The organism is Candidatus Protochlamydia phocaeensis (assembly GCF_001545115.1).
GTDB lineage: Bacteria > Chlamydiota > Chlamydiia > Chlamydiales > Parachlamydiaceae > Protochlamydia_A > Protochlamydia_A phocaeensis.
The window spans coordinates 98231-120136 of sequence record NZ_FCNU01000002.1 but is presented as its reverse complement, the minus strand read 5'-3'; the positions used below and the strand labels follow the sequence as shown (position 1 = coordinate 120136).

The following is a 21906-nucleotide window of genomic DNA, read 5'->3' as shown; positions in this document are numbered from 1 at the left end:
TATTATTTGCTTGCTTTTTGCAAACGGCTCTCGCATTTGCGCTTCAACTCGTTGAAGTAAACAGCGTCCTTCTGAGAAACAAATCCGATGGAAGCTTTATGCTTCTTATCGCGTTCGACATACATGTTCTGCAATTGATCGATGACTTTTAAACAGTGTTCAGCTGAGACTTTGTTGTCTCTAAGATTGTTAAGTAAGCGACTAGCCACTTTCTCGAGATCTTTTTTGCTGATCTTGCTTTTGTCATTTAAGTTAAACTTCACAGACATCTGCTCGCCATTGCCTACGTCAACGCTGACTTTACCAGCCGTATAAGATTGGCGTTTTTCAATGAATCTTCCCCAAAAACCTGTCGAGTGAGCATTGAACTCAAATTGAACGGGGTTTTTCGGAGTTGCTTGAGGAGCAGGTTCTGGATCTGCGCCGAATATGAACTCGCCAATTTTATGGCGTTCGTGAACCAGCTTGGCTCCAACAGCTATGCCACCCACCGTTCCAAGTCCTCCAAACATTGCACCGCCGCCAAGGGCGCCAAGTCCGCCGCCAACTATAATGCTAAAAGTTCCCCATTGCTGATCGAGCAATTGCTGGGCTTCTTCTAGGTCTTCACTTGCGGCCTCTAATAAGAGCGCTTTATCTTGATGCCGGGCTTTAATGAGGTTAAGCTCGCTTTGCATTTCGTCGATTTTCTCTTGGGTCTCTTCTTCGATCTTCTGAGTATCGGCTTCTCTTGCAATCGCTTCCAATTCATGCTTGGCTAATTCGTCTGTTTTACCAGCTTCCATAGACGCTTCATTATACTTGGAAATCGCTTGCTCGAGAATCTTCATGCCTTCATCTAATGACTGGCCCGATTGCTGAAGGACGGATCTAGCTGCTAAGCATTCTTCGTACGCATCTTTGGCTTCAGTGGCAAATAGATTAACTTTCTCTTCGGCATTTAATTCAGAGACTTCTTCTTGTGCAATGTCAATGACTTTAGAAAAACGCTTTAAAGCTTTTTCGAACAGATTATCTGATTGATTAATGCTTTCCTTGCTGTCAGCAAAAGAAACTTGCGCTTTTAAAAAGAGCGCTTCCGCTTCTTGGTACAGCTTGGTTGTCTTGGTTTTTTGCTCTTCTAATTTTTGGCTTCCTTCCACTGCTAATGAGCGAATGTTTTCCATGCGAGATTTCAATTCTTGCAAATTCGTATTAACAATGCCTAAATTGCCGTTGACAATTTCGTAGGATTTTCCGTTCGCTTCTTCAAGCGTTTGGATCATTTTAATGCCCGCTTGCGTATCGCCAATCAAACGCTTGACTTCAGACTCGTCATAGTTGGTGCCAAACATGTTATACATTTCTTTGGCGCCAATGGCTGTAAATGTCAAACCAGTCATGATATTGCCGGTATAGAGGGAGCTTAAGCCCGTCGCAAGCGTCGTTCCTGCTGTTAAAAAGCGCATCCCTCTATGAGAGGCAAACTCAGTTGCATTCTTTAGAGCAACAGCTGCAATAGCCACATTTTTAATAGTATTGCAAATCTGGGATCCCACAATTTGCTTATCTTGAATTCCTTGACCGCTCTGCAATCCCGGATTGGCGGATGCAGATTTGGAAAGAGAAAACCCTTCAATTCCCTGGTAACTTTGATGGGAATGAATTGATGTATTCATAATTTCCTTTTTCTTAATGCTTTATTAATATGGTTTTTACTAAAAGTTTATAATAATATTTTACCAAAAAATAGGCTTTTTGTCAATAATATATGAGTTTTTTATCTGTTGTTAATAAACTATTTTTATGTTTTTGACTTAAATTTTATTTGATTTTTAGAGAAAATAAATGATTTTTGATTTTTTTATAAAAAATTATTTTGTTTTGTAAAAAATGTTGGTTTCATTAATTTAATTTTTTTTGTAAAAATAATTTACATTTTTTTTAAATTAATTTTTATACATCTAAAAAGTAAAAACATTTTTATATTCTTAACTTTTTAGATTTTTAAATTATTTCTTATTAATAAATTGTTGAGTTTGTTAGAAATCTTCTAATGGCTTGAATGCGACGATAGTCTCTAAAAGAGAGACGAGGAGGCAGGGATAGGCAATTATAAGGGGGGCTATACTCTAATCTTTACCTTTAATCAGCGCTTCTCTATATAATCTAGGAGACAATTTCTAAAGCATTTAATAACGAGGCTTGATTCATATGATGCAAACCATTCCTTCTCTATGGACAGCAATTAAAACCTACGAAGACATCCGATTCGAAAAAACAGAGGATGGAATCGCCAAAATTACGATTAATCGTCCGCACGTGCGCAATGCTTTTCGCCCTGAAACAATAGAAGAGATGCAAGAAGCTTTTGAGATTTGCCGTAATGATCCGAGCATTGGAGTAATTATTTTAACAGGTGAAGGGCCGGACGCCTTTTGTTCGGGCGGCGACCAGCGAGTAAGGGGAGAAGAAGGCTATCTCGGACGTGACGGCATCCCTCGTCTAAATGTCTTAGACTTGCAGAAGCAAATCCGTTCTTTGCCCAAGCCTGTGATTGCCATGGTGGCCGGCTATGCAATTGGGGGAGGACATGTCTTGCATGTGGTATGCGATTTAACCCTTGCGGCAGACAATGCCCGCTTCGGGCAAGTCGGTCCTCGTGTTGGTTCTTTTGACGGGGGGTTAGGCAGTAGTTATTTAGCCCGCATTGTTGGCCAGAAAAAAGCGCGTGAAATTTGGTATTTGTGCCGGCAGTATAATGCCCAGGAAGCTTTAGAAATGGGGTTGGTAAATTGCGTCGTTCCTTTGGCGGATTTAGAAAAGGAAACGCTGAAATGGTGTCGCGAAATTTTGCAGCATTCACCGCTCGCTCTCCGTTGTTTAAAGGCTTGCTTAAATGCCGATTGCGACGGTCAAGTAGGATTATTAGATTTAGCCGGAAATGCCACCATGCTCTATTACATGACTGAAGAAGCTCAAGAGGGCAAACAAGCGTTTTTAGAAAAACGCAAGCCGAATTTTAACCAATTTACGCGTTTACCTTAATCGGATAAGGATTTATGAGAGACAATCAATCTTCTTTCTTAACGATTAAAAGGGAGCTGGAATGTCTTAAGCCTTGGCTGTTAGCTTCGCGACCCAAAACATTGCCGATTTGCTTGATTCCTGTTTTGGTGGGCACCGCATTAGCTTTTGGACGAGTCGAACGCATTGATTGGACATTGTCCACGCTTGTGTTTTTATGTTCCTTGTGCCTTCAAGTGGGAACTAACTACATTAATGATGCGCTGGATTATAAAAAGGGGGCTGATACGGCTGAACGTGTGGGATTCTTGAGGGTGACTCAAGCGGGCTTGCTGTCTTTTCAACAGGTATTGAAAGGCGGCTTTTTCTTTTTTGCCTGCGCACTGCTAATGGGGATCCCGCTGATTCTGGCTGGCGGCTGGCCTTTCTTATTTATTTTAATCATTGCGTCAGCTTGCGGCTATCTCTATACGGGCGGACCTATGCCGCTTGCCTATCATGGGTTGGCTGAACCCTTTATTTTTATTTTTTATGGATTAGTCAGCACCTCCGCTGTTTATTATCTTCAAACAAAATCCGTTGACATCGATTGTTTGCTTGCCGCGACTCAATTAGGGCTGCTGGCTATTGTTCCATGCGCCATTAATAATTTGAGGGACATTCAAAGCGATGCAAAAATCAATAAACGCACGTTGGCTGTGCGTTTTGGCGCAACATTTGGCCGGCTAGAGATCGCTTTTTTACTGCTCGCTCCTTTTGCAATGGGAGGTCTATGGGCGCTTAAAGGCAAGCTGCTTTTAGCGCTACTGCCTTTAGCGGCGCTTCCGATAGCCTATCGCACAGTGCAGTCCATATGGACGACAGAGCCAAGTGCAAAATACAATGAATTTTTTGTGGGAAGCGTGATGAGCATGGTCGCATTCGGATTGGCTTTGACTGCAGCCTGTCTATTCTCATGAAGATCGATTATTCGCTTTATGAGCTTTATGCAAGCGGATCGCTTCAGTCGCGCTCCTCGCAAACTTGCCGGTCAGGCGCATTAGTGCGCGTATATTTTGATAAGAATAAAATCGGTTATGCCGACTGTCATCCTTGGCCGGAATTAGGCGATTTGCCTTTGGAGGCTCAGCTAGAAGCGCTAAAAAAGGGAGGAGCGACTCCCTTGACGCATTGCACGTTGGCCCTCGCCCGCTTGGATGCTGAGGCAAGAGAAAAAAAAGAGCCTTTAGTTCGCGCCGCGCACATTCCTTTGAGCCACTATCTGCTGACAAATATAACGGCGGCTTCAAAAGAAATGGTGAGCGAAATTAAGCTGCAAGGCTACACGCATGTAAAAATAAAGGTGGGACGGGATCCCAAGCAAGAGGCCGGCCAACTGGTTAGGCTTTTTGAAGGAACTTCGCTTGCCCTACGGCTAGATTTCAATGAATGCCTAACAGAAGCTTCTTTCCGCTCTTTTCTCTCCCTTATTTCTTCCTTAAAGACTGCTATGGACTTTATCGAAGATCCGTTTCCTTTTCAAAACAAGCCGTGGGAGGCTATACAAATGGAAGGGTGGACGCTTGCCTGCGATCGGCAAGTCCAGTCAGCCGTTAATCGGCCCGAAGCGGCAAAAGTGCTCATTTTTAAGCCTGCTGTTCAACCGGAACAGGAGTGGCGGAAAAAGGGCAACCAGCGCAAAATTGTGACATCTTATCTTGGCCATCCGCTGGATCAAGTAGCTGCTGCTTATGCCGCTTCACAAGTGGATCCTGAAAGAAAAGAGCGGCACGGTTTATTATCGCATCGTGTTTATCTTCCCAACTCATTCAGTCAACATTTCTCTTGGAAGGGGCCTGTCTTTGAACTGCCCGAGGCGTTTGAGACCGAACTTGCCAAATTAACGTGGAAAGAATTGCTATAAAATGAAAATTGATTGGACCAGCCTGGACTCCCATGTACTTCTCAATCCTGCCTATGCACAGGAAGAACAAAAAAAATACCAGCAAATTCTCTCCTTTGCCGGCTCGTGGCCGGGGCATGTTTGGCTTGCCACTTCGGGATCGACAAGCCTAAAATGGGTGGGATTGTCTAAAAAGGCCTTATTGGCTTCGGCCCAGGCTATTAACCAGCATTTAAACAGCTCTTCTTTCGATCGCTGGGTTCTGGCTTTGCCTTCCTTTCATGTCGGAGGCTTGGGGATTTGGGCGCGCAGCTATCTAAGCGGAGCGGATATCTATGATTTCAACGCGCATTGTCCGAAATGGCAAGCGCCCTCCTTCTGTAATTTTACTCAAGCGGTTAAAGGAACACTGGCTTCTTTAGTGCCGGCGCAATTGTATGATCTGATTCAATTAGGATTGCAAGCGCCGCCTTCTTTGCGCGCTGTCATTATTGGAGGAGGGCGGCTTTTGCCCGAGCTCTATAAAAAGGGAATTGCCTTGGGCTGGCCTCTTTTGCCAAGCTATGGCCTGACCGAGTGCGCGTCTCAAGTAGCGACCGCACCCTTGGAAAGCTGGAACGAGGCTGGCTATCCGCCTTTGCGTCTCCTGTCGCATGTACAGGCTCAACAACAAGAGGAACGGCTTGCCTTTAAGGGGGCTTCGCTTTTGAGCGTTTACGCTTATTTTGAAGGGACGCGCATTCGGTTTTTTGACCCTAAAATAGACGGCTGGTTTATTGGAGAAGACCGAGGGAACGTGCAAGAGGGCTCATTGATAATAGAGGGGCGAACGGATGCCCTTATTAAAGTGGGAGGAGAAAGCGTCGACTTAGCTCGATTGGAATCGCATTTGCAAACAATTTGCCTGCAGCTAAATATCGGGCAAGAAATGACGTTGGTCGCTATGCCTGATTCCAGATTAGGGCATGCCGTGCATTTGGCTGCTGCCAATTGTCCGGTTTCTGTGGCTGCTACCATTATCGAACGGTTTGGGCAGACAGTTTTGCCTTTTGAGCGTATCCGTGCTGTGCATCATCTGCCTTTCATTCCACGCTCCGCTTTGTCTAAAGTGCTAAAAAGCGAATTGATAGAATTGATAAACAAGAGCGCGTCCGGAAAGCACTAGTGGCTATTAGGAGAGGATAACGTGTTTGAGGTTTTTGCGCTTAAATATTAGACAACGCTATTTTTCCGAGAGAGAAATAATTCCTGCTTTTTCAGCTTAAAAGGCCGGCTTGAAAGTAGGGGGTGCTGATGCAGTAGGCGCGGGTAGGTACTTGGCTAAAGACACTGACAATTCAAGGGGTAGGGGATGCTTTTGCTGGGTCTCGCGTTTGCAGAACACATGGACAGTTTTAACAGTGCAGCATAGCTGCTCCTGCATAAAGGCATAAGTGACACTAAAAGACGAAGGGCGTATTTCGGCAATTTGCAGATGAACGTGGCAGGTAGAGCCTGCCTTTAAAGGGGCATAATAAACGGCGTCTGTTTGCTTAATGGGAATGATCCAGTCTGGATTTTGGAACCACTCCTTCCATGGTATGCTAATACCCTCTAAGATAAAATTTTCGAAGACTTGATGGGCAAGTCCGAATACATGTCCAAAAAAGACAATGCCGGCAGCATCGACTAAATGAAAGGGAATAAAAATTTCGCGTTTGAATATATTCATTTAAAAACTCAGTCATGACATTAAAACGAAGATAGGCTGCCTAACAGGCAGCGCATCTTAATTCACACCGGAAAGCCTCTCATAATAGGCCTAGGCGCCGCTCATTGGCTTATATCCCGTAATAATAGTGGCGATGCCTCCATTTAAGGAATAGCGGCCTGTCTTAATGAAGCCGTTTTCTCGAAATAAGGCTTCTAATTGTCCGGGCGGAATGAATGTATGGATGCTTTGGCGCAGATATTGATAGGCTTCTTCATTGGCTGTCAGCCATTTGCCAAAGAGGGGAAGCAGCGTCCTCAGATAAATTTGATGGCCATATCTCAGTAGACGGTTAGATGGGCGTGTCAGCTCTAAAATTCCCAGGCATCCGCCGGGCTTAAGGACTCGGTAAACCTCTTGGATGCATTGGGCCGGGTGATGGACATTGCGGATTCCATAGGCCATAGTTGCACAATCGACCGATTGATTTAAAAATGGCAAGCGGTGAACATCCGCTTGGATATATTCCAGAGAATGAGAAGAAAAGGAAAGCTGATCGGCCTTTTCCTTTGCGCAATTCAACATTTCTTTAGAAAAATCAACAAGATAAGCTCGGCATGGAGTAGAGACTGAGCGAAGATAATCAAAAGCAATATCTCCCGTTCCCGAACAGAGATCTAGCAAAGTGTGGGAGGTCTGGTCGCACAAAACTCTGCGGACCAATTCATGGTTCCAGCGCTTGTGAAGATAGCAGGACAGCACAGCATTAGTGAGATCGTAGCGTTTAGCTATGCTGTTAAACATCTTTTGAATAGTCTGAGGGCGGTTTTTGTTATACATAATTTAACTCGGTTAAGAGGTAGGGGTAGAATCGCGAGAATGGTTTTCCTTATCTTCTCTCTCAGCCTCTTTTGAATCTTGGGCCTTTAGATCAGGATGCATACAAAGATCGCAAGACGTATGGCCGCACTCTTCGGGAGAACGCTTCTTTGTCGGATCCCGTCCGCATGAGCCTCTCTCAATTTTCGTTTTGCCTGTAATGAGCCAGCCAATAGCCAAACAAGCAATTGCAATGACAATAAGGACAAAGGCGATCACTAATGTTAGAAATAAATTTGACACGTTCTTCTCCTTTTGCGTATTGAGGCAAAGATAGCAAAAAAGACGGAAAGTCTGCAATTGTAACTTCGCCCGCTTAGGCCATTAGCAATTTAGAAGACATGCTCTAATAGACAAATAAATAATAATTATTATAATTCGCATTCTTATCGAGGTCTTGATTTAGGAATTTACTTATAACTATCCATAAAGGAGAAAGAGAATGAAATGGCGGCAAATTTTTATGCTGGGCTTCCTCAGCCTAGCTCTTCAAGTGAATGGTGCGGAACAACCGAATAAGCAGGAACCTCAAGAGCAGACTTTGTTAAATCAAACGCTTAATTTTGCTAGAGGGCATCAAGAATTTAAAGATTTGTATTTTAAACAGCATGAGCAAGAATTTATTCGCCTTGTTCAAGAAGGGCAAAGCCCACAGACCCTTTTTATTGGCTGCAGCGATTCGCGCATTGTTCCTGATTTGATTTTGGGCACGCGCCCTGGAGACTTATTTGTTATCCGAACAGCCGGAAATTTTGTTCCACCCTATGAAGATAATGCGTGGGATGGGGTTTCTGCAACCATTCAATATGCGATTGAAGCCCTTAATGTAAAGCATATCATTATATGCGGGCATTCGCATTGTGGAGCGATCCAAGGCCTGTTCAAGCAATTGGATCCTACTAAATTGGGGATTATTCAACGCTGGTTAAAATTTGGCGAAGAAGCGAAGAAAATGACTTTAATGTCTGCCAAACCAAATACGCCGAAAGAAGAGTTATATGAAATTGCAGAACAGATTTCCGTGATCTATCAGCTAGAGCACCTCATGAGCTTCCCATTTGTCAAGAAAAGAGTAGACGAAGGCAAGCTGGACTTACATGGATGGTATTATAAAATCGAAACGGGAGAAGTCTTCTATTATGATCCGGAGACCTACCGTTTTCAATCTTTAAGCAAATTGGTTCAGAATAAGTCTAAGCCCACTTATAGCGTGCCCGCTGCTCAATGAGAATTTGATCCACTTATCCATCCATAGTTCGCCTATGGATGGATCATCGAATCTGCAAGGAGTCGCTTCTGGAATGCTTTAATGCAACGAAGCGATTTTGAAAGCCTTAAACAGTCTTTTCATCCATTTTCAAAATATCTTGTTGTAAAGGATTAAGAGGGGCTGGCAAATCACGGATGTAAGCTTTTGTATTCTTAAGCAGAATGGGATCTTTAATTAAAAGAGGCATCACTTCTCTGCCCGTTGACCGAATGCCTGTGCCAAATAAGCCGAAAGCGACCCCTTTAGCTGGCAGGTCTGTCCAAACGACGGCATCATACCCATTGCGGTGCGCCCATGCGCTGATTCGCTCTGTTACTGTAGAAATACGCGAGCGGCTCTTTCCCGTTTTCAAATTCACATACCCAATCATTTGGTAGCTAGATTCAGGGAGCCCTTCCCGTTCTCGTAAATTTTTGATGGCCTGATTTAAATCCTTAAAGTTCGATTTAGCATAGAAAACGTCTTCATCGCTCGCTGCCGAGTCCAAGACAACAGTGAGACAGCGATTATCCGTATTGCTGCGAGATATCCTTCCCAGGCGAATGGGCAATTTTAACTCCTCGGCTGGAATAAAAGGGCTATCCGCTGAAATATGATAGCCGGGATAAGCAGCCTCCGCTTCATCAGGCTTTTTGACATTTACCTCTTTTTGGTACATTTCACTATAGGGATGGTTAATCAAGCTTCCAAATCCTAGCACAGCAATATTCATCGGATCTCCAATGCTTAAATAAGTATTAATATAAATATGTTTAATAATAATTGATAGTTTTAAAGTGTGGTTATATAAATTAAAACAATTTAATTGATTAAACAGATTAGAATAAATAGAGTTTTAAATTATTAAGAGAGGAATAAAAAAAGCAGCCCACTTAGGCTGCTTTTATAAGACTTTGCCGCATGCATTACGGCCAAGGATAACAAGGGAGGATTAGGCTGAAGCGTTTGCTATTTAGCTTTATTCTTCATCTTCATAATCGTCATAGTCCTCATCCTCGTCCTCTTCATCGAAGTCATCTTCTATGAACAATTTCTTAGGGGCTACTGCCTTAGGGACTTGACGCTTGTTAGTTTTGGGAAGAGCGGACAATGGAATATAATCCACCCAAATAGGGGAACTCCATGCCATATGGCCATCTTCTTGAGTCACGCGCAGATAGTAATAAGCAAAGGGAAGCTTTTTGTCTTTGGCATCAATGCAAACTTTTTCTAAAGGAGTCATATCATCATAGGCAAATTCAAAATGATAATCATTGGGCTCATATGTTTTGAGAACTTTGCCATTGCGAATGATTTCTATTTTTTTCAATTTGGTTGTCCCTGCCACATAGCCTGACAAATGCCGGTTAACGGCCAGACCTGGCTTGTCTGCTGTGCTTACCTCTTTTCCCATAGGGATGCCGGCCAAATAAAGTCCCACGATCATGCGTTCGCCTGTTGTGGCATAGCAAGAACGTTGATAAAGAGCTTCGGCCAAGGCTTCTCTTGAATGCGTGGGAGCCATAATAGCGGTTAGCCCCGGGCTGTACTGCTCTTGGTCGCTCTCGTATAGGTCTGCATAAATTCCCCTATCATCCAAGCCTCCGGCTACAAATCCGAAGCGGCAATTGCGTTGCAAAGCTTTTTGAATGGACCCTTCCGCGCTCTCTTGTATGCCGGCAGAGCTTGGCGAGTGGATAGGGCGGGGATTGCCTTCTTTTTTCGTCATTTCCGAGCTTCCCCAGGCATTGTAAATTTCTACAACGCGCTCGAAGTCGGGATCATAATCCTCGAAGTTATATTCGAAACCCTTTGCCATTGTAAAGCAAGGGATAGAAATGAGCTCTTTGGGGGAAAAGCTCTTATAAATTTTCTTCAGCGTATTGCTTTTAAGATCTTTCTTACGCAACAAAGGCTTGTTTTCCTTGGTATAAACCAATAAGCGTGCTCCTTCCTCTTTATTTTCGCCTTCCCACTGGAACCCTAAAAGCGTCGTGAAGCGCTCGTCTTCATCGAATTCGGCGACATTTTGAACGATAAGTTTCCAGGTCTCATTGGGAGTCTCTTCTTGGCTCTCAAATGGCGAAACACCATAAAAATTGAACGCTTTATCATCTCGGAAATGACGCATGCAGCTTTCAATGTTTTCGGTTGAATCAAAACGGTCTGATTCACCATGCAAAAGTCCCCAATAAAGATGCTTATTATTTTCAGGGAAGCATTTAATAGGAGGGGAACGGAAAATCTGCTTAGTTCTGCTGTTGACCAGCTGGATGGTGTAAATGCCGGCTTCATTAAAATAAAGATTCGGCAAAGCAATAAATCCCGTTTCAGGAACAAATAATTTCCAATTCAAATTCTCACGTAAATGCTCGTGAGAGAGCTCAATTAGTGTGTCTTCGGGAGCGTTATTCGTTAAATTTCCAAATTCATCTTCAAAACGGACAATCACATCGAACCGTTTGTTCTTTGCGACAAAAGAAGGAGTCAGAATACGGATATTGGCTAATTCATTGCCGCGAATATCAATGGTAAACACTTCCGGATCGCCATAATGCCCTTTGCCAGAGGGGTCGATATAGAGTAGGAACGGACGGCGCCTTTGAGCCGTTGTTTGAGCTCGAATTGTGCTTTGCCCTTTTTTCCCTTGCTCGCTCTCTTTCGCTCCGAGAATAATAGTAAATTGTTCGCCAGCCTCGATGGCATTTGGCAGAACAAATTCATAATGAGGAGTAAAGCTATCTGGCGCTTCAACTTCTGTTGCTTGAAGAATTTTGCCATTATCAAGCAACGCATAGATGACTCCACCGGCCTTTTTAAGATTGACGCTTGGAATTTGCCAATCAATTTCTCGTCCGCGTGATTGCAGATCAAATTTGAGCCGGGTTCCTTTAGGTAAGGTAGCAGAGGGGGTATAAATGAATTTCCAGGTTTTTTCTTCACCAGCTAAAGCATAAGAAGGATCGCAATAACAGATAGATCGGCGCATGTATGGCTGACTCCCTTTAGATCTTAAATTGAGAATATCTTGCCTTATTTTTGATTGTTTTTCAAGAAAAGAGAAATTTATACACAACAAGACATTTAAGAAGTAAAAATTATTCCTAAGAAACTGTCCTAAAACCGCTAAAGCTCTAGATTCGAGATCTTTTCCTTTAGATAAAAAAACTCGAATTTAAGACATTAAAAATTTTTTAAATATTTTGTGTTTTTGATAATTACTTTAAATCAATTTTATTTAATTGAGTTGAAATTGTAATTTATTTTAATGTTTATCGTTGTTGATATAAATTTGTTTTTTTATTAAATAATAGAAATAGAGCTTAATATGAATAATTTACCAACCAGTATAGAATCTAGTTCTCCGCCTGTGTGCATGGACTTTTTAAGTCAAATCACTCCGGAAATAGGTTTTCACATCCTCGCCTTTTTACCTCTTGAAATGATTCCTCAAACGTCTTTGGTCAATCGTCAGTGGAATAAGATGAGTCAAGATGTGTATTTGATTCGGTCTTATGTTAAGGGCATGTGTGCGGGGCTTGATTATTTACAGATTCACGGCTGGCACTATCAAATAAATTTTAATGGAGAGGTTAGAAATAATTTAAGCGAATCAACGAAAAAAGTGTTGAGTTCTCCTAAAAATTTGAAATGGGAGCAGGTGGCAAAGAGCGAGCGGGAAATCGAAAAAGTCTGCATAGAATTTTTAAGGGTCAATGCTCTTTATTGTTTGCCGGATAACGCCCTCTATTCTTCCCCTTATAAAATTAGAAAATGGCAAAACGTGTCGCTCTTTTTGGATTGGAGCAATAGACAGCGTTATGGGCAAAATTCTCTTCGCCGTACGTTTAATCAAAAAGAATTAAATGGGGACACTAGGCGAAAGGTGTGGTTGCCTACATTTACAATCGCTCAGATAAATAGCAAAGAATTGGCCTTAATGGCTGTCAGAATAGATGGGCTGTCCTTTAATCATTTGCCTGAGGGGTTGAAGAGCAGGCAAATTCTTGAAGCGGCTCAAAGGCAAAATGCTTTAGTTTCTCTATCGTGCATCAAGCAAAGAGGAAATTGACGGCCATTCATCTTTTGGCGATCTGTCCAATAGAAAAGAAAATGGGGGCTAGTGCAGCGTAAAAGATTGGAAAATTATCAGATAAACTTAAGCAATACCCTGATGGAAAGGGTATTGCAGAAAGGCTTCGTGGACGGTGATTAGACGGCGTATTCGACGACTCGTTTTTCACGGATGACTGTAACCTTGATTTTACCCGGATAACTGAGCTCTTGTTCGATGCGCTTGGTCAAATCGCGGGCGAGGTTAACTGTGCCGGCATCATCGATTTGATCGGGAAGAACGACAATGCGCACTTCACGTCCCGCTTGCATGGCATAAGCTTTTTCCACGCCTGAGAATTCAAGCGCCATATCTTCCAGCTTTCTAAGGCGTTTGATGTATTCTTCAACTGCTTCGATCCTCGCTCCTTCGCGGGATGCTGAAATGGCATCTGCAGCACTGCAAAGATCGGCTTCAATGGTCAAAGGGGGCATTTCCTGATGGTGGCATCCGATTCCATTGGCCACTTCCTTGCTTTCTCCATATTTCAACGCCAGATCGTGACCGATAATGGCATGCGAGCCTTCTATTTCATGCGTAACGGCCTTTCCCATATCATGCAAGAGGCCGATGCGTTTGGCCAAGCGGATATCTAGACCGAGTTCAGCCGCCATCAAGCCCATTAGATGGGAAACCTCTAAAGAGTGATCTAATACATTTTGACCATAACTATAGCGGAATTTCAGCTTTCCTAATAAATTAATGATCTCGGGATGTAAATTCATTGCACCAGCGCGCAAGGCTGCATCTTCGCCATATTGTTTGATCTGTTTATGAACATTGATCGTCGCCTTTTCGACAACTTCTTCAATACGGGTAGGGTGGATGCGTCCGTCTTGAACCAGCTCGGTCAGAGCTACTTTGGCAATGTGTTTGCGGACAGGATCGAATCCGGATAGGACAACGGCTCCTGGGGTGTCATCAATAATGAAATTAATTCCCGTTTCCCGCTCTAACGCGCGGATGTTGCGTCCTTCTCTGCCTATAATGCGGCCTTTCATCTCTTCATTAGGAATAGCAACAGTACAGACTGTGGTTTCGGATGTGCAGGGGACGGCAAGCCGATTAATGGCTGTTGCAATAATCATGGACGCTTGTTTTTCCGCTTCTTCCTCAGCTTCTTTTTTAATACGGCGAATGAGGTTGGCCGCATCTGTTTTTACTTCATTGGTTAAACGGGCAAGAAGCATCTCTTTGGCCTCGGAAGAACTGAAACCGGATGTTCTTTCCAGTTCGGATACGAGGCGGACATGCGTGTCAGCGACAACTTTCTTTTCCTCATCCAGCTGAGCTTTGCGGCCAATTAAAATAGCCTCCCGTTTTTCAATATCGGAAAGTTTTTTTTCCACAAGGTTCATGCGGCTTTCTAATTTATCTTCGCGCTGTTTTAAACGCTCTTCTTCGCGTTGAATTTTTTTTCGCTCTTGCTGCCAAAGCTGTTCTAATTCACGCTGTTGTTCAACTTGCTTTTGTTTAAGACCTAATTCATTGATTCGCTTAAGTTCTGCTGCTTCTAGTTCTGCTCGATTGATGATTCCAGCTGCCAGTTTTTTGATTCCCCCCAGGGCAAAGCGATGGTAAGCCCAAAACGACAAAGCTCCTAACGCGCTGCCTAGCAGAAAGATCAGCAGATAAAGCGCTATTTGATTTTCATTCATTGATTCTAATACCTTTACGACTGTGACTTTTGATCAATTTTTTAACTAATAATTTTAAATGGAACGAAAAGACCTTTCTTTAGCTATTTTAGATAAAGTCTCAGAGTCACGCGAAAAGACAAGGGGTCGATATATGAGAAATCTCGCTAAAGTCGGGTAGACTTAGCATAATTCATTTAGATTTCCAAATCCAGTTGAAAACAGGGTAAATTCGTTGATTAAAAAGACCTTTTGGCAAAGATAAATGGATTAAATCAAATAATAAATAGGAAGAAGAAAGAGGGATTAGACAGATTTTAAGAGACTAGCGCCGGAGGGCTGATTGTCTAGATTTAAATCCTTTTTTTTCGAGAAAGTATGTTGAATCGAGACAATAAGGCGTTGGATATGACGGCCTCTAAGAATTCGCAAAAATAAATAGGCTATATGGATTGAAATATAGCCTATTTTATTTTTACCTTGCGAGGCAAGGGCGAGAGAGAAAATATCTCGAATGGATGAGGAGCCATTCAGCCGGTAGCTGGCATACTTTTTGATTTTATTTCAGAATTTAAGCGCCATCCTCTTCAGGTAGCGGATTAATGGGTTTGATTTTCAGTTTCTCTACACGCCGATCATTTGAGCGAAGGACCTCCAGTTCAAAATTGGGCTTTGTGAGAATAAATCCCTTGGCTGGAATCGTTCCCGTCTCATGGAAAATATAACCGCCAATTGTATCATAATCGCCATCTTGCGGAATTTCAATTCCAAATTGCTCTTCGATATCCAGAATGCTCATGCGGGCGTCAATGAGCCATCCTCCGTCTGGCAAAGCAATAAATAAAGCTTCTTCTTCGTCGTATTCGTCAGCGATATCTCCAACAATCTCTTCCAGGATGTCTTCAATTGTCACAATCCCTTCTGTTCCGCCATATTCATCAACAATGATTGCCAAGTGAACTTGTTTTTTGCGAAATTCTTGAAGAAGATGAGAAATCTTTTTTGTTTCAGGCGTGTAAAGGATATTTTTGACTAAAGTGGCAATAGGGGCTTGCAAAATTTCCTTATTTCCCGTGCGCGCATATTCCATGTACTTAGCTAAAATATCTTTGTACATCAAGACGCCAATGATGTTGTCTAAAGTATGTTTATAGACAGGTGTGCGGCTATAGCCTTCATTGAGAAGGACGACGGCGGCCTCTTCAATAGTGGTGTCATGCGATAAGCTAAAAACATCGACGCGCGGAACCATGACCTCGCGCGCAATTCTATCCTTAAAGCCCATGACGGCTTCGATAAGCTTTCTATCATGGGGATCAAGCTGAGCATTAAAATTTGATTCTTCAATAATTTCAATAATTTCCTGCTTAGCTTCAACAGTCGGTTCTAAAAGGGGATTAAAATAGACCGTTCTAGAAAAAGCGTGGGGAATTTTGAGGAATATAAAAGTTAGCGGAAAAAATAAGAGCATAAAAAAGGAGGCCACTAAAGCGCATACCTGCATAGAGAGCTCAGGATAGCGGCCGCCTAATATGCGTCCCAAGTAATCACCGACGATAAAGTACAAGAAAAATAAGCCGAGCAAGCAAAGTAAACCGGCAGGCCAATTGATGGATAGCTGGGCGAGATGCGTTTCAGGATTAACAATCCATTCAATTAAATTTAACTGGGCGAGCAATCCTAGCGACAGAATGGCATAAAAGAAGCGGACAATATTTTGAGCCAGCACGCTGGCAAAAAAAAGCTCTTCAAATTCTGAATTGCGGAAAAAAATAAGGTGGAAATAGCGATAAAAAAATAGTTTATTGCCAATCAAGGCAAGTTTCTTGTTATCCCTTTTTTGAAAGCGCCTCAAAGCTGTATTCACAGCAGTTAAACAAAACAGCCCAATCAATAGAATAATGAGAAGGGCTAAAGAAATATTCAGAGACAAATTTACTTCTCCTTTTAAGGGAAACCGGCTATTAGCTCAGCAAAACCATGAACACTCTGAGGTTTCCGTCCCAATCCGTTTTTTAATTTTGCTTCCATCATCAAATTTTTGACCCTCTCGGTCTTTTGTCTGGCCAAACCTCGGCTTGGCAAAAAATGGATCAAAACATTCTTCTTATAAAATAATTTAATTTTTAGAAAAATGTCTTTAATCTTAGACATAAATTAAGCGATGATCGGCTTCCGTTGTTTTTTAGGGTCTTTCAGTGAGGCAAAGGCCTAAAGCTTTTAATTGCTTCATATGCCTCTCTTCAGCTTGCCTCATGTGAACTAAGTCTTCTTCTTCAATATCATCATAGCCCATCAAATGTAAAAGGCCATGAACGATATAAAGCGTGGTTTCTTCATAGGGGTCTAGATGATGGCTTCGCGCATAATTCAATGCCGTTTCAGGACAGACAAATACCTCTCCTAATATGCAATAAGGAGCGTCCTCATCTTCGTCATCCATCGGGAATGATATGCAATCAGTCGAAGAGCCATCATTAAAAAATTGCAAATGTAGATCGCAAATCGTTGGCGTATCAACAAAATAGAGACTGACTTCATCGCATTGCCGCTCTTCTTCACGGAGCACTTGCTCGACTAGCGGCTTCAATTGATCCAGAGAAATTTTTAACGACTCTTGCTGATCAAAAACATTAATAATCACGATCAAACGTTTGCTAATAATTTAGAAAAGGAAATGTAAAGAGCACCGGGTGAAATGATTGTTAATACACTCACAAGGTACTCTTATAAATAAAATGAACGATAAAATCGAATGGAAGGAAAAAAGAATGTATTACGCAACAGGCGTCTTGGGGAGACCTGTTATTCTTTTATTTTCCACCTCTTTCCAACGTCCCAATTTCTTTAAAACATCGATTCTTTCAAAGCGCTTAAGAACATTGCGCTTAGCAGCTGTTTGGCCTGCTTTACCAAAACTTGGGTGTCTTGACATGTGTTAAACCTTTCTATTTCTTCCTTCAACAAGTAAGTAACCTGCTAAAGATATTCTTATTTAATTTTAGGAATGAAAACGGCTGCTGCAAGGTCGCCTTCAACTGCATTAGCATGCTCTTTAAATCCTTTTGGCAGATTGTCTTTCAAAGACCCTGTCTTTTCAGAAGGATTGCGATGTTTACGGGGAAAGCGGCTGCGCCTTTCTGCTTGTTTACTAATACGAACCATTTGAATACTCCTTTAAATACAGACGACTAGTATAAAAAGATATAGGAAAATGTGCAAGCATTTTGATGGCTATTCCCATTCTTTAATAAAATCAAGACCTCCTTCACCTTATTTTTCTCTCTTTCCAAGAGATTCGATCTTCTTTAAATAATTTATAGTTATTGAATTATTTTATTGAAAATCTGTTTTTGTGGATGTCTTTTTTTTTATCTGTTTTTTAATTTAACAAATTATATACATGTTTTTTATTTTAAAGAAATAAAATATTTGATAAAATATTTTAATCTGTTTTATATAAATAAATACTTAGCAAAAAGGTATCTCGATGCCCATTCGTCAGACTTCGGATAGTCTATCCCGTTGCGACCCGAATCTTTATTCCACTATTTACGATGTAAGAAAGCGGACGGATATTCAGATGCAAGAGGCTTCTCCTACACAGCCTGTTCATAAAGATACGCTTGAAATTTCTCATGATAAGCTAAAAAAAGAAGCGCTTAACCGGCTTAGGCACACGTCGAAGTTTTTAATTTTTCAAAATAGCTTTATGCGGATAGGGAAGTATTTATTTTTAGCGGTCGCCTTTCCTCCTTATCTTGTTGTATATGGGATTCCCAAATGGATTATTATGGAGGGATTGCCCGCTCTGATGACTGTTTGTATGACAGTGGCGGAGAAAATTAAGCAGAAAGTTAAGAAGCGCGCGGAAGTGGTATCGCAAAAAATCAGGCAGACAGTACAGACGATCCAGCAAATGGTACAGACGCTTATCCGTCCTATTGTCCGCTTAATGCTTGATATCCGCCAAGCTTTTCATCGGATGCGCCATACTACTCAAGCGGTTTTTAAGCGTTTGACAGAGAGCGTAAAAGCCGTTATTAAGCGTCCTGGGACAAAAATAGCTGAATTGGCCAAGCGCTTGCAGAAAGGCACGGAACGCATTCAAAAGTGGGCCACAGAGCGAACATCGGCTGTTGTCCATCAATTTCAAGAGGCGCTTGCTAGGATAAAGCAGATTCCGCAAATGGGCTTAGCATGGGGGAATGTCCAGTTTGAAAAAATAGCAGATCGGGCAAAGGCTGTAGGAATGAAGTGGCAAGTGAAGTTTCATACTTCGCAATCGGCTGCACGGGCAGCTACCGAATGGTTAAGTAAGTGGCTGGGACAGGCTGGACAAAAGGCCGCAGGGATATTGGCTCCTATAAAACATTTTTATGTAAACGGATTAAAACCTATTTGGCAAGAGGCTAGCCGCTTTGTTCAAGCTGGCATTTCCCGCTCTAAAGACTTCTTCAGTCGGAAACGTCAGCAGGCTTTGCATATTCTTCAGCAAGGTCAGGAACGTTTAAAAGGCCTTACTTTTCAGCAAGTATCCGATTGGCTGACTCCTCGCTCTTCTTTTACAGGCTGGTTAGGAAAATTGCAGCAAGCTATTGGCAAACTCTTTACGCATTCCCTTATTCAATTGTTTCTAAAGGGCATATTTTCCTTCTGCTCCGCGCTTTTGCTGCGTTTTTTGCAGCTGCTTAGCTTTCTCATCAAGGGAGCATCCAAAGGTTTGCAAATCTTCTTTGAAGGCAAGAGGCAACTTTTACAGCTAATCAAAAAAACTTTTCAAACAGGAAAGGATTATGTAAAAGTGGGAATGCAAATTGGCAGAAAATGGACAAAAAAGGGAACGTATAGTTTTCTTCTTTTTCTCACTATGGCAGGTATTATTGGACTTTGGGGGATTCAATGGTTAGGAGAAAGCCTGCAAACGCTTACGTCGAATTATTTATTTCGCAAGCGGGGAATTCAAACGATAGAAAAGTAAAATTAACTTTCCTTGACTAGCAAGCCTTTGGCTTTATATTCCATCAGGCGTTTTTTGGCATATTCTTTTTTATCTGGCAGCGTTTCATCGTCTAGTTCATAAATGTCTTCATATTCCTGATAAAAAGATGAGGCGGTCAGGCATAAGTTAAGCAAGCAAGAGGCTTGATTGAGATTGCCGGCTTCCATTGTTGTGATGGCTATCCATTCTGAAGTCGGCGATTGGGTAAAGAGGTGGGGGAGGAAGCTTTCTTCCGGCTGACGCCATAAGAGAGCATCAATATAGCGCCCGGCTTCTATCGTTGGAACAGTAATCAGTAGGCGCCTTTCTTGTAAAAAGGCTTCTTGGGCCTTTTGGCAAATCAATTGAATTTTGGCCTGATTATCTTTGACTCGAAAAAAAGTGACTTTAGCTGGGCTGCTTCTCATTTTTAGCTCTATCTATTGGGGGCATGACTACGCCGCATGAAATAACAAATTTCATCGCATCTTCGACTTTCATATTCAAAAAAATCAATTGATCTTTTCTGAACATTAGCATAAAGCCAACGGAAGGGTTGGGTGTCCCTGGGACAAAAACGGAGACGATTTCTTCTGTATTTTGTCCGTTAGCTTGAACCGTTAAAGCCTCCTTTGTCACTAGTCCAATGCAAAAATTATGTTCGCATGGAAAAGGAATAAGGACGACTTGAGAAAATGACTTAGACTGCGAAGAAAATAAACTATGGACGATATCTTGACAAGCTTTGTAAATCTTGCTGATGTAGGGGAGATTATGGAGAAGGCGGTCGCCGAGGCGGATGAGGGCATCGACAAAGAAGGCTTTTCCTAAAATGCCAATTAGAAAAACAAGAGCGGCCAATCCAAGCAAGATCAGGATTTTGCTTGCTAAGATGATTACTGTCGATTCGTTAAAGAACAGAATAGAGCCGTTGAATAGGCTTGTTTGAGTCAGGAAAGCTTCGACAGGGCTTAAAAAAGGACGGGTTAAAAAGTTAATTAAGAAGCCGATAATCATTAGGGTGAGAATGATCGGTAATAAAATAACCAGTCCGGTTGAAAACAGCTTTTTCATCCGCTTGCCTTATTGCTCTTGCGATGGAATTAATTGAAGGGAAGGAGAGAGGCCATTTTCTGAAATGGGAGACGCCTTTTCTGGAGCCGTGCTATTGAGAGGAGGAGCGATGACACCACAGGAAATGATATATTTAAAGGCATCTTCCACTTTCATATCTAAATAAATCAGATCCTTTTGCTGATAAATGACGAGAAAACCGGAAGTGGGGTTGGGGGTAGTAGGGATAAAGACGGAAACAGCATTCTCATGGCCTACCTGTTTTAAATAAGGAATATCCTCTCGTGTAATAAGGCCGATCGAATAAGTTTGGGGATTGGGAAAGCGGACAAGGACAACTTGTTTAAAAGAGTTGGTTTGAGAAGTAAAGAGGGTTTTAATGACATCTTTGCAAGTTCTATAGATAGGGCTGACAAGGGGGATATGCTTTACCAAATATTCAGCAACCCGCATGATGCCTCGAAAAAAGAACCACCGCGCGAAAAGGCCTAAGCCAATGGTAATCAAGAAAAGGCTTGCTAGAATAAGAAGCTGAGCCACCAGATTTTCTAGTTGATCGGGATTTAAAAAAAGAAAACCGTGGGCAAACAAATCATAGCGGTTAAAGACCGCCTTGATGATTCCCAAAAAAGGAACGGTTAAAAGATTAAAGAGAAAAACGACAATGGCGATTGTCAAAGCTACGGGCAGTAGGATGACTAAGCCTGTGATAAAGTATTTTTTCATGTTTACCGGTTATTAAACTTCATGATTATATTTCCCTTTGTATTACTTGGCAGGGCTGGTCCAGGCGTTATTTTTAATTCTATATCGCCAAGGGAGGGAGGCGTCTTCTTTCGCATAAGCGACTCCTACGCGAGGAGACGCAATAATCTCTTGTAAAGGAATGTCCACTTTCCTGTCCTCTATCCACAGCAGAGGACCGGTCAAAGGTATTCCATTATGCATCAATTTGATTCCCAAGGCTTGCGCTGCAGCGCCAGGGCCAGCTGTTAAGCCACGCTCAATTTTTGATTTTCCGCGGCGTTGCAGCATCCATTCAATGCCCGTCGTTGGTTCAATCGCTCTAATAAGGATGGCGTGGGGAATGTTCACCTGATTAGTCACAATATTTAAAAGGGGATACAGGCCGTAGCAGACATAGACATAAGTATGGCCCCCTTCTAGATACAGGGCTTCGTTGCGTTTTGTCCGGCGCATGCCATACGCATGAGAGGCACGATCTTCCGGAGCGCGATAGGCTTCTGTTTCAACAATGATGCCTCCAGTTAAGACGCCGTCAATAAAGCTAAATAAATATTTACCTAATAATTGACGACTTAATTCCAAGACATCTTGTTGCTGAAAGAAACTTAAGGGAAGCATGGCCATTAAATCATTATTTAAATTGATCC

22 protein-coding genes are annotated in these 21906 nt (G+C 42.2%); 7 read left to right on the top strand and 15 right to left on the bottom strand.

The window, feature by feature from the left end:
• Window positions 1-2: 2 nt before the first annotated feature.
• On the bottom strand, window positions 3-1658 hold the full coding sequence (locus tag BN3769_RS00500) for a coiled-coil domain-containing protein (protein WP_068466479.1): 1656 nt from the start codon (window positions 1656-1658) through the stop codon (window positions 3-5).
• Window positions 1659-2193: 535 nt separating this feature from the next.
• On the opposite strand from BN3769_RS00500, the gene menB reads away from it, so the two are divergent.
• From menB to BN3769_RS00480, 4 genes are read left to right on the top strand one after another with little or no spacing between them, the layout of a single operon-like run.
• Entirely contained in the window at window positions 2194-3027 is an 834-nt protein-coding gene (gene menB, locus BN3769_RS00495) for a 1,4-dihydroxy-2-naphthoyl-CoA synthase (RefSeq protein WP_228840576.1), read from the top strand.
• A gap of 14 nt (window positions 3028-3041) precedes the next feature.
• Window positions 3042-3965 carry a 1,4-dihydroxy-2-naphthoate octaprenyltransferase gene (gene menA, locus BN3769_RS00490; protein ID WP_068466477.1) on the top strand — a complete coding sequence of 308 codons (924 nt, stop codon included), beginning with the start codon at window positions 3042-3044 and terminating at the stop codon, window positions 3963-3965.
• The gene (locus BN3769_RS00485; protein ID WP_068466475.1) at window positions 3962-4909 is read left to right on the top strand and encodes an enolase-like domain-containing protein; all 948 of its coding nucleotides are present in this window, start codon (window positions 3962-3964) and stop codon (window positions 4907-4909) included. Before menA ends, BN3769_RS00485 begins: the two co-directional genes overlap by 4 nt.
• A gap of 1 nt (window position 4910) precedes the next feature.
• Window positions 4911-6053, top strand: coding sequence for an AMP-binding protein (locus tag BN3769_RS00480; RefSeq protein ID WP_068466473.1), 1143 nt, complete (start codon window positions 4911-4913; stop codon window positions 6051-6053).
• Window positions 6054-6149: 96 nt separating this feature from the next.
• Here the strand turns inward: BN3769_RS00480 and BN3769_RS00475 are convergent, their stop codons facing one another.
• The 3 genes from BN3769_RS00475 to BN3769_RS00465 all read right to left on the bottom strand — a co-directional run bounded on the left by BN3769_RS00475 (window position 6150) and on the right by BN3769_RS00465 (window position 7700).
• Entirely contained in the window at window positions 6150-6599 is a 450-nt protein-coding gene (locus tag BN3769_RS00475) for an acyl-CoA thioesterase (RefSeq protein ID WP_068466471.1), read from the bottom strand.
• A 90-nt stretch (window positions 6600-6689) separates the two neighbouring features.
• A complete protein-coding gene (gene ubiE, locus BN3769_RS00470) occupies window positions 6690-7418 on the bottom strand; it encodes a bifunctional demethylmenaquinone methyltransferase/2-methoxy-6-polyprenyl-1,4-benzoquinol methylase UbiE (protein WP_068466469.1) in 729 nt (242 codons plus the stop codon).
• 12 nt (window positions 7419-7430) lie between these two features.
• Entirely contained in the window at window positions 7431-7700 is a 270-nt protein-coding gene (locus BN3769_RS00465) for a hypothetical protein (RefSeq protein ID WP_068466467.1), read from the bottom strand.
• A gap of 199 nt (window positions 7701-7899) precedes the next feature.
• Here BN3769_RS00465 and BN3769_RS00460 point away from each other — a divergent pair, with 199 nt between their 5' ends.
• Window positions 7900-8685 (top strand): carbonic anhydrase, encoded by a 786-nt coding sequence (locus BN3769_RS00460; protein ID WP_228840575.1) that lies wholly within the window; start codon window positions 7900-7902, stop codon window positions 8683-8685.
• Window positions 8686-8791: 106 nt separating this feature from the next.
• On the opposite strand, the gene BN3769_RS00455 is transcribed toward BN3769_RS00460, so the two are convergent.
• Both BN3769_RS00455 and BN3769_RS00450 read right to left on the bottom strand, forming a co-directional pair.
• The gene (locus BN3769_RS00455; RefSeq protein ID WP_068466465.1) at window positions 8792-9439 is read right to left on the bottom strand and encodes a hypothetical protein; all 648 of its coding nucleotides are present in this window, start codon (window positions 9437-9439) and stop codon (window positions 8792-8794) included.
• A gap of 246 nt (window positions 9440-9685) precedes the next feature.
• Window positions 9686-11695, bottom strand: coding sequence for a DUF3604 domain-containing protein (locus BN3769_RS00450; protein WP_068466463.1), 2010 nt, complete (start codon window positions 11693-11695; stop codon window positions 9686-9688).
• A gap of 339 nt (window positions 11696-12034) precedes the next feature.
• On the opposite strand from BN3769_RS00450, the gene BN3769_RS00445 reads away from it, so the two are divergent.
• On the top strand, window positions 12035-12778 hold the full coding sequence (locus tag BN3769_RS00445) for a DUF4116 domain-containing protein (protein ID WP_154017757.1): 744 nt from the start codon (window positions 12035-12037) through the stop codon (window positions 12776-12778).
• A gap of 140 nt (window positions 12779-12918) precedes the next feature.
• Here the strand turns inward: BN3769_RS00445 and rny are convergent, their stop codons facing one another.
• From rny to BN3769_RS14880, 5 genes are all read right to left on the bottom strand, one after another.
• Entirely contained in the window at window positions 12919-14478 is a 1560-nt protein-coding gene (rny, locus tag BN3769_RS00440) for a ribonuclease Y (RefSeq protein ID WP_068466458.1), read from the bottom strand.
• Between the two features lie 550 nt (window positions 14479-15028).
• Window positions 15029-16390 carry a hemolysin family protein gene (locus BN3769_RS00435; RefSeq protein ID WP_068466456.1) on the bottom strand — a complete coding sequence of 454 codons (1362 nt, stop codon included), beginning with the start codon at window positions 16388-16390 and terminating at the stop codon, window positions 15029-15031.
• Between the two features lie 252 nt (window positions 16391-16642).
• Complete coding sequence (gene ybeY / locus BN3769_RS00425; protein WP_068466452.1) at window positions 16643-17101, bottom strand: rRNA maturation RNase YbeY; 459 nt, start codon at window positions 17099-17101, stop codon at window positions 16643-16645.
• Between the two features lie 132 nt (window positions 17102-17233).
• Entirely contained in the window at window positions 17234-17392 is a 159-nt protein-coding gene (locus BN3769_RS14300) for a small basic protein (protein WP_079989345.1), read from the bottom strand.
• A gap of 56 nt (window positions 17393-17448) precedes the next feature.
• On the bottom strand, window positions 17449-17622 hold the full coding sequence (locus tag BN3769_RS14880) for a hypothetical protein (RefSeq protein ID WP_195155515.1): 174 nt from the start codon (window positions 17620-17622) through the stop codon (window positions 17449-17451).
• Between the two features lie 325 nt (window positions 17623-17947).
• On the opposite strand from BN3769_RS14880, the gene BN3769_RS00420 reads away from it, so the two are divergent.
• Window positions 17948-19438, top strand: a complete 1491-nt coding sequence (locus tag BN3769_RS00420) for a hypothetical protein (protein ID WP_068466450.1) — start codon at window positions 17948-17950, stop codon at window positions 19436-19438.
• 2 nt (window positions 19439-19440) lie between these two features.
• On the opposite strand, the gene BN3769_RS00415 is transcribed toward BN3769_RS00420, so the two are convergent.
• Genes BN3769_RS00415 through BN3769_RS00400 form a run of 4 tightly spaced genes read right to left on the bottom strand, consistent with a single transcriptional unit; the run spans window position 19441 to window position 21877 of the window.
• Window positions 19441-19866 carry a DNA polymerase III subunit chi gene (locus tag BN3769_RS00415; protein ID WP_068466448.1) on the bottom strand — a complete coding sequence of 142 codons (426 nt, stop codon included), beginning with the start codon at window positions 19864-19866 and terminating at the stop codon, window positions 19441-19443.
• A complete protein-coding gene (locus BN3769_RS00410) occupies window positions 19847-20512 on the bottom strand; it encodes a DUF502 domain-containing protein (RefSeq protein WP_068466446.1) in 666 nt (221 codons plus the stop codon). Before BN3769_RS00410 ends, BN3769_RS00415 begins: the two co-directional genes overlap by 20 nt.
• 9 nt (window positions 20513-20521) lie before the next feature.
• A complete protein-coding gene (locus BN3769_RS00405) occupies window positions 20522-21238 on the bottom strand; it encodes a DUF502 domain-containing protein (protein WP_079989344.1) in 717 nt (238 codons plus the stop codon).
• Between the two features lie 42 nt (window positions 21239-21280).
• Window positions 21281-21877, bottom strand: coding sequence for a DNA-3-methyladenine glycosylase (locus BN3769_RS00400; RefSeq protein ID WP_228840574.1), 597 nt, complete (start codon window positions 21875-21877; stop codon window positions 21281-21283).
• Window positions 21878-21906 lie beyond the last annotated feature (29 nt).

Bases quoted from the DNA above. Each gene is read 5' to 3' on its own strand.
- BN3769_RS00500 (WP_068466479.1), bottom strand. From the start codon at position 1,658: ATGAATACATCAATTCATTCCCATCAAAGTTACCAGGGAATTGAAGGG.
- menB (WP_228840576.1), top strand. From the start codon at position 2,194: ATGATGCAAACCATTCCTTCTCTATGGACAGCAATTAAAACCTACGAA.
- menA (WP_068466477.1), top strand. From the start codon at position 3,042: ATGAGAGACAATCAATCTTCTTTCTTAACGATTAAAAGGGAGCTGGAA.
- BN3769_RS00485 (WP_068466475.1), top strand. From the start codon at position 3,962: ATGAAGATCGATTATTCGCTTTATGAGCTTTATGCAAGCGGATCGCTT.
- BN3769_RS00480 (WP_068466473.1), top strand. From the start codon at position 4,911: ATGAAAATTGATTGGACCAGCCTGGACTCCCATGTACTTCTCAATCCT.
- BN3769_RS00475 (WP_068466471.1), bottom strand. From the start codon at position 6,599: ATGAATATATTCAAACGCGAAATTTTTATTCCCTTTCATTTAGTCGAT.
- ubiE (WP_068466469.1), bottom strand. From the start codon at position 7,418: ATGTATAACAAAAACCGCCCTCAGACTATTCAAAAGATGTTTAACAGC.
- BN3769_RS00460 (WP_228840575.1), top strand. From the start codon at position 7,900: ATGAAATGGCGGCAAATTTTTATGCTGGGCTTCCTCAGCCTAGCTCTT.
- BN3769_RS00455 (WP_068466465.1), bottom strand. From the start codon at position 9,439: ATGAATATTGCTGTGCTAGGATTTGGAAGCTTGATTAACCATCCCTAT.
- BN3769_RS00450 (WP_068466463.1), bottom strand. From the start codon at position 11,695: ATGCGCCGATCTATCTGTTATTGCGATCCTTCTTATGCTTTAGCTGGT.
- BN3769_RS00445 (WP_154017757.1), top strand. From the start codon at position 12,035: ATGAATAATTTACCAACCAGTATAGAATCTAGTTCTCCGCCTGTGTGC.
- rny (WP_068466458.1), bottom strand. From the start codon at position 14,478: ATGAATGAAAATCAAATAGCGCTTTATCTGCTGATCTTTCTGCTAGGC.
- BN3769_RS14300 (WP_079989345.1), bottom strand. From the start codon at position 17,392: ATGTCAAGACACCCAAGTTTTGGTAAAGCAGGCCAAACAGCTGCTAAG.
- BN3769_RS14880 (WP_195155515.1), bottom strand. From the start codon at position 17,622: ATGGTTCGTATTAGTAAACAAGCAGAAAGGCGCAGCCGCTTTCCCCGT.
- BN3769_RS00420 (WP_068466450.1), top strand. From the start codon at position 17,948: ATGCCCATTCGTCAGACTTCGGATAGTCTATCCCGTTGCGACCCGAAT.
- BN3769_RS00415 (WP_068466448.1), bottom strand. From the start codon at position 19,866: ATGAGAAGCAGCCCAGCTAAAGTCACTTTTTTTCGAGTCAAAGATAAT.
- BN3769_RS00410 (WP_068466446.1), bottom strand. From the start codon at position 20,512: ATGAAAAAGCTGTTTTCAACCGGACTGGTTATTTTATTACCGATCATT.
- BN3769_RS00405 (WP_079989344.1), bottom strand. From the start codon at position 21,238: ATGAAAAAATACTTTATCACAGGCTTAGTCATCCTACTGCCCGTAGCT.
- BN3769_RS00400 (WP_228840574.1), bottom strand. From the start codon at position 21,877: ATGCTTCCCTTAAGTTTCTTTCAGCAACAAGATGTCTTGGAATTAAGT.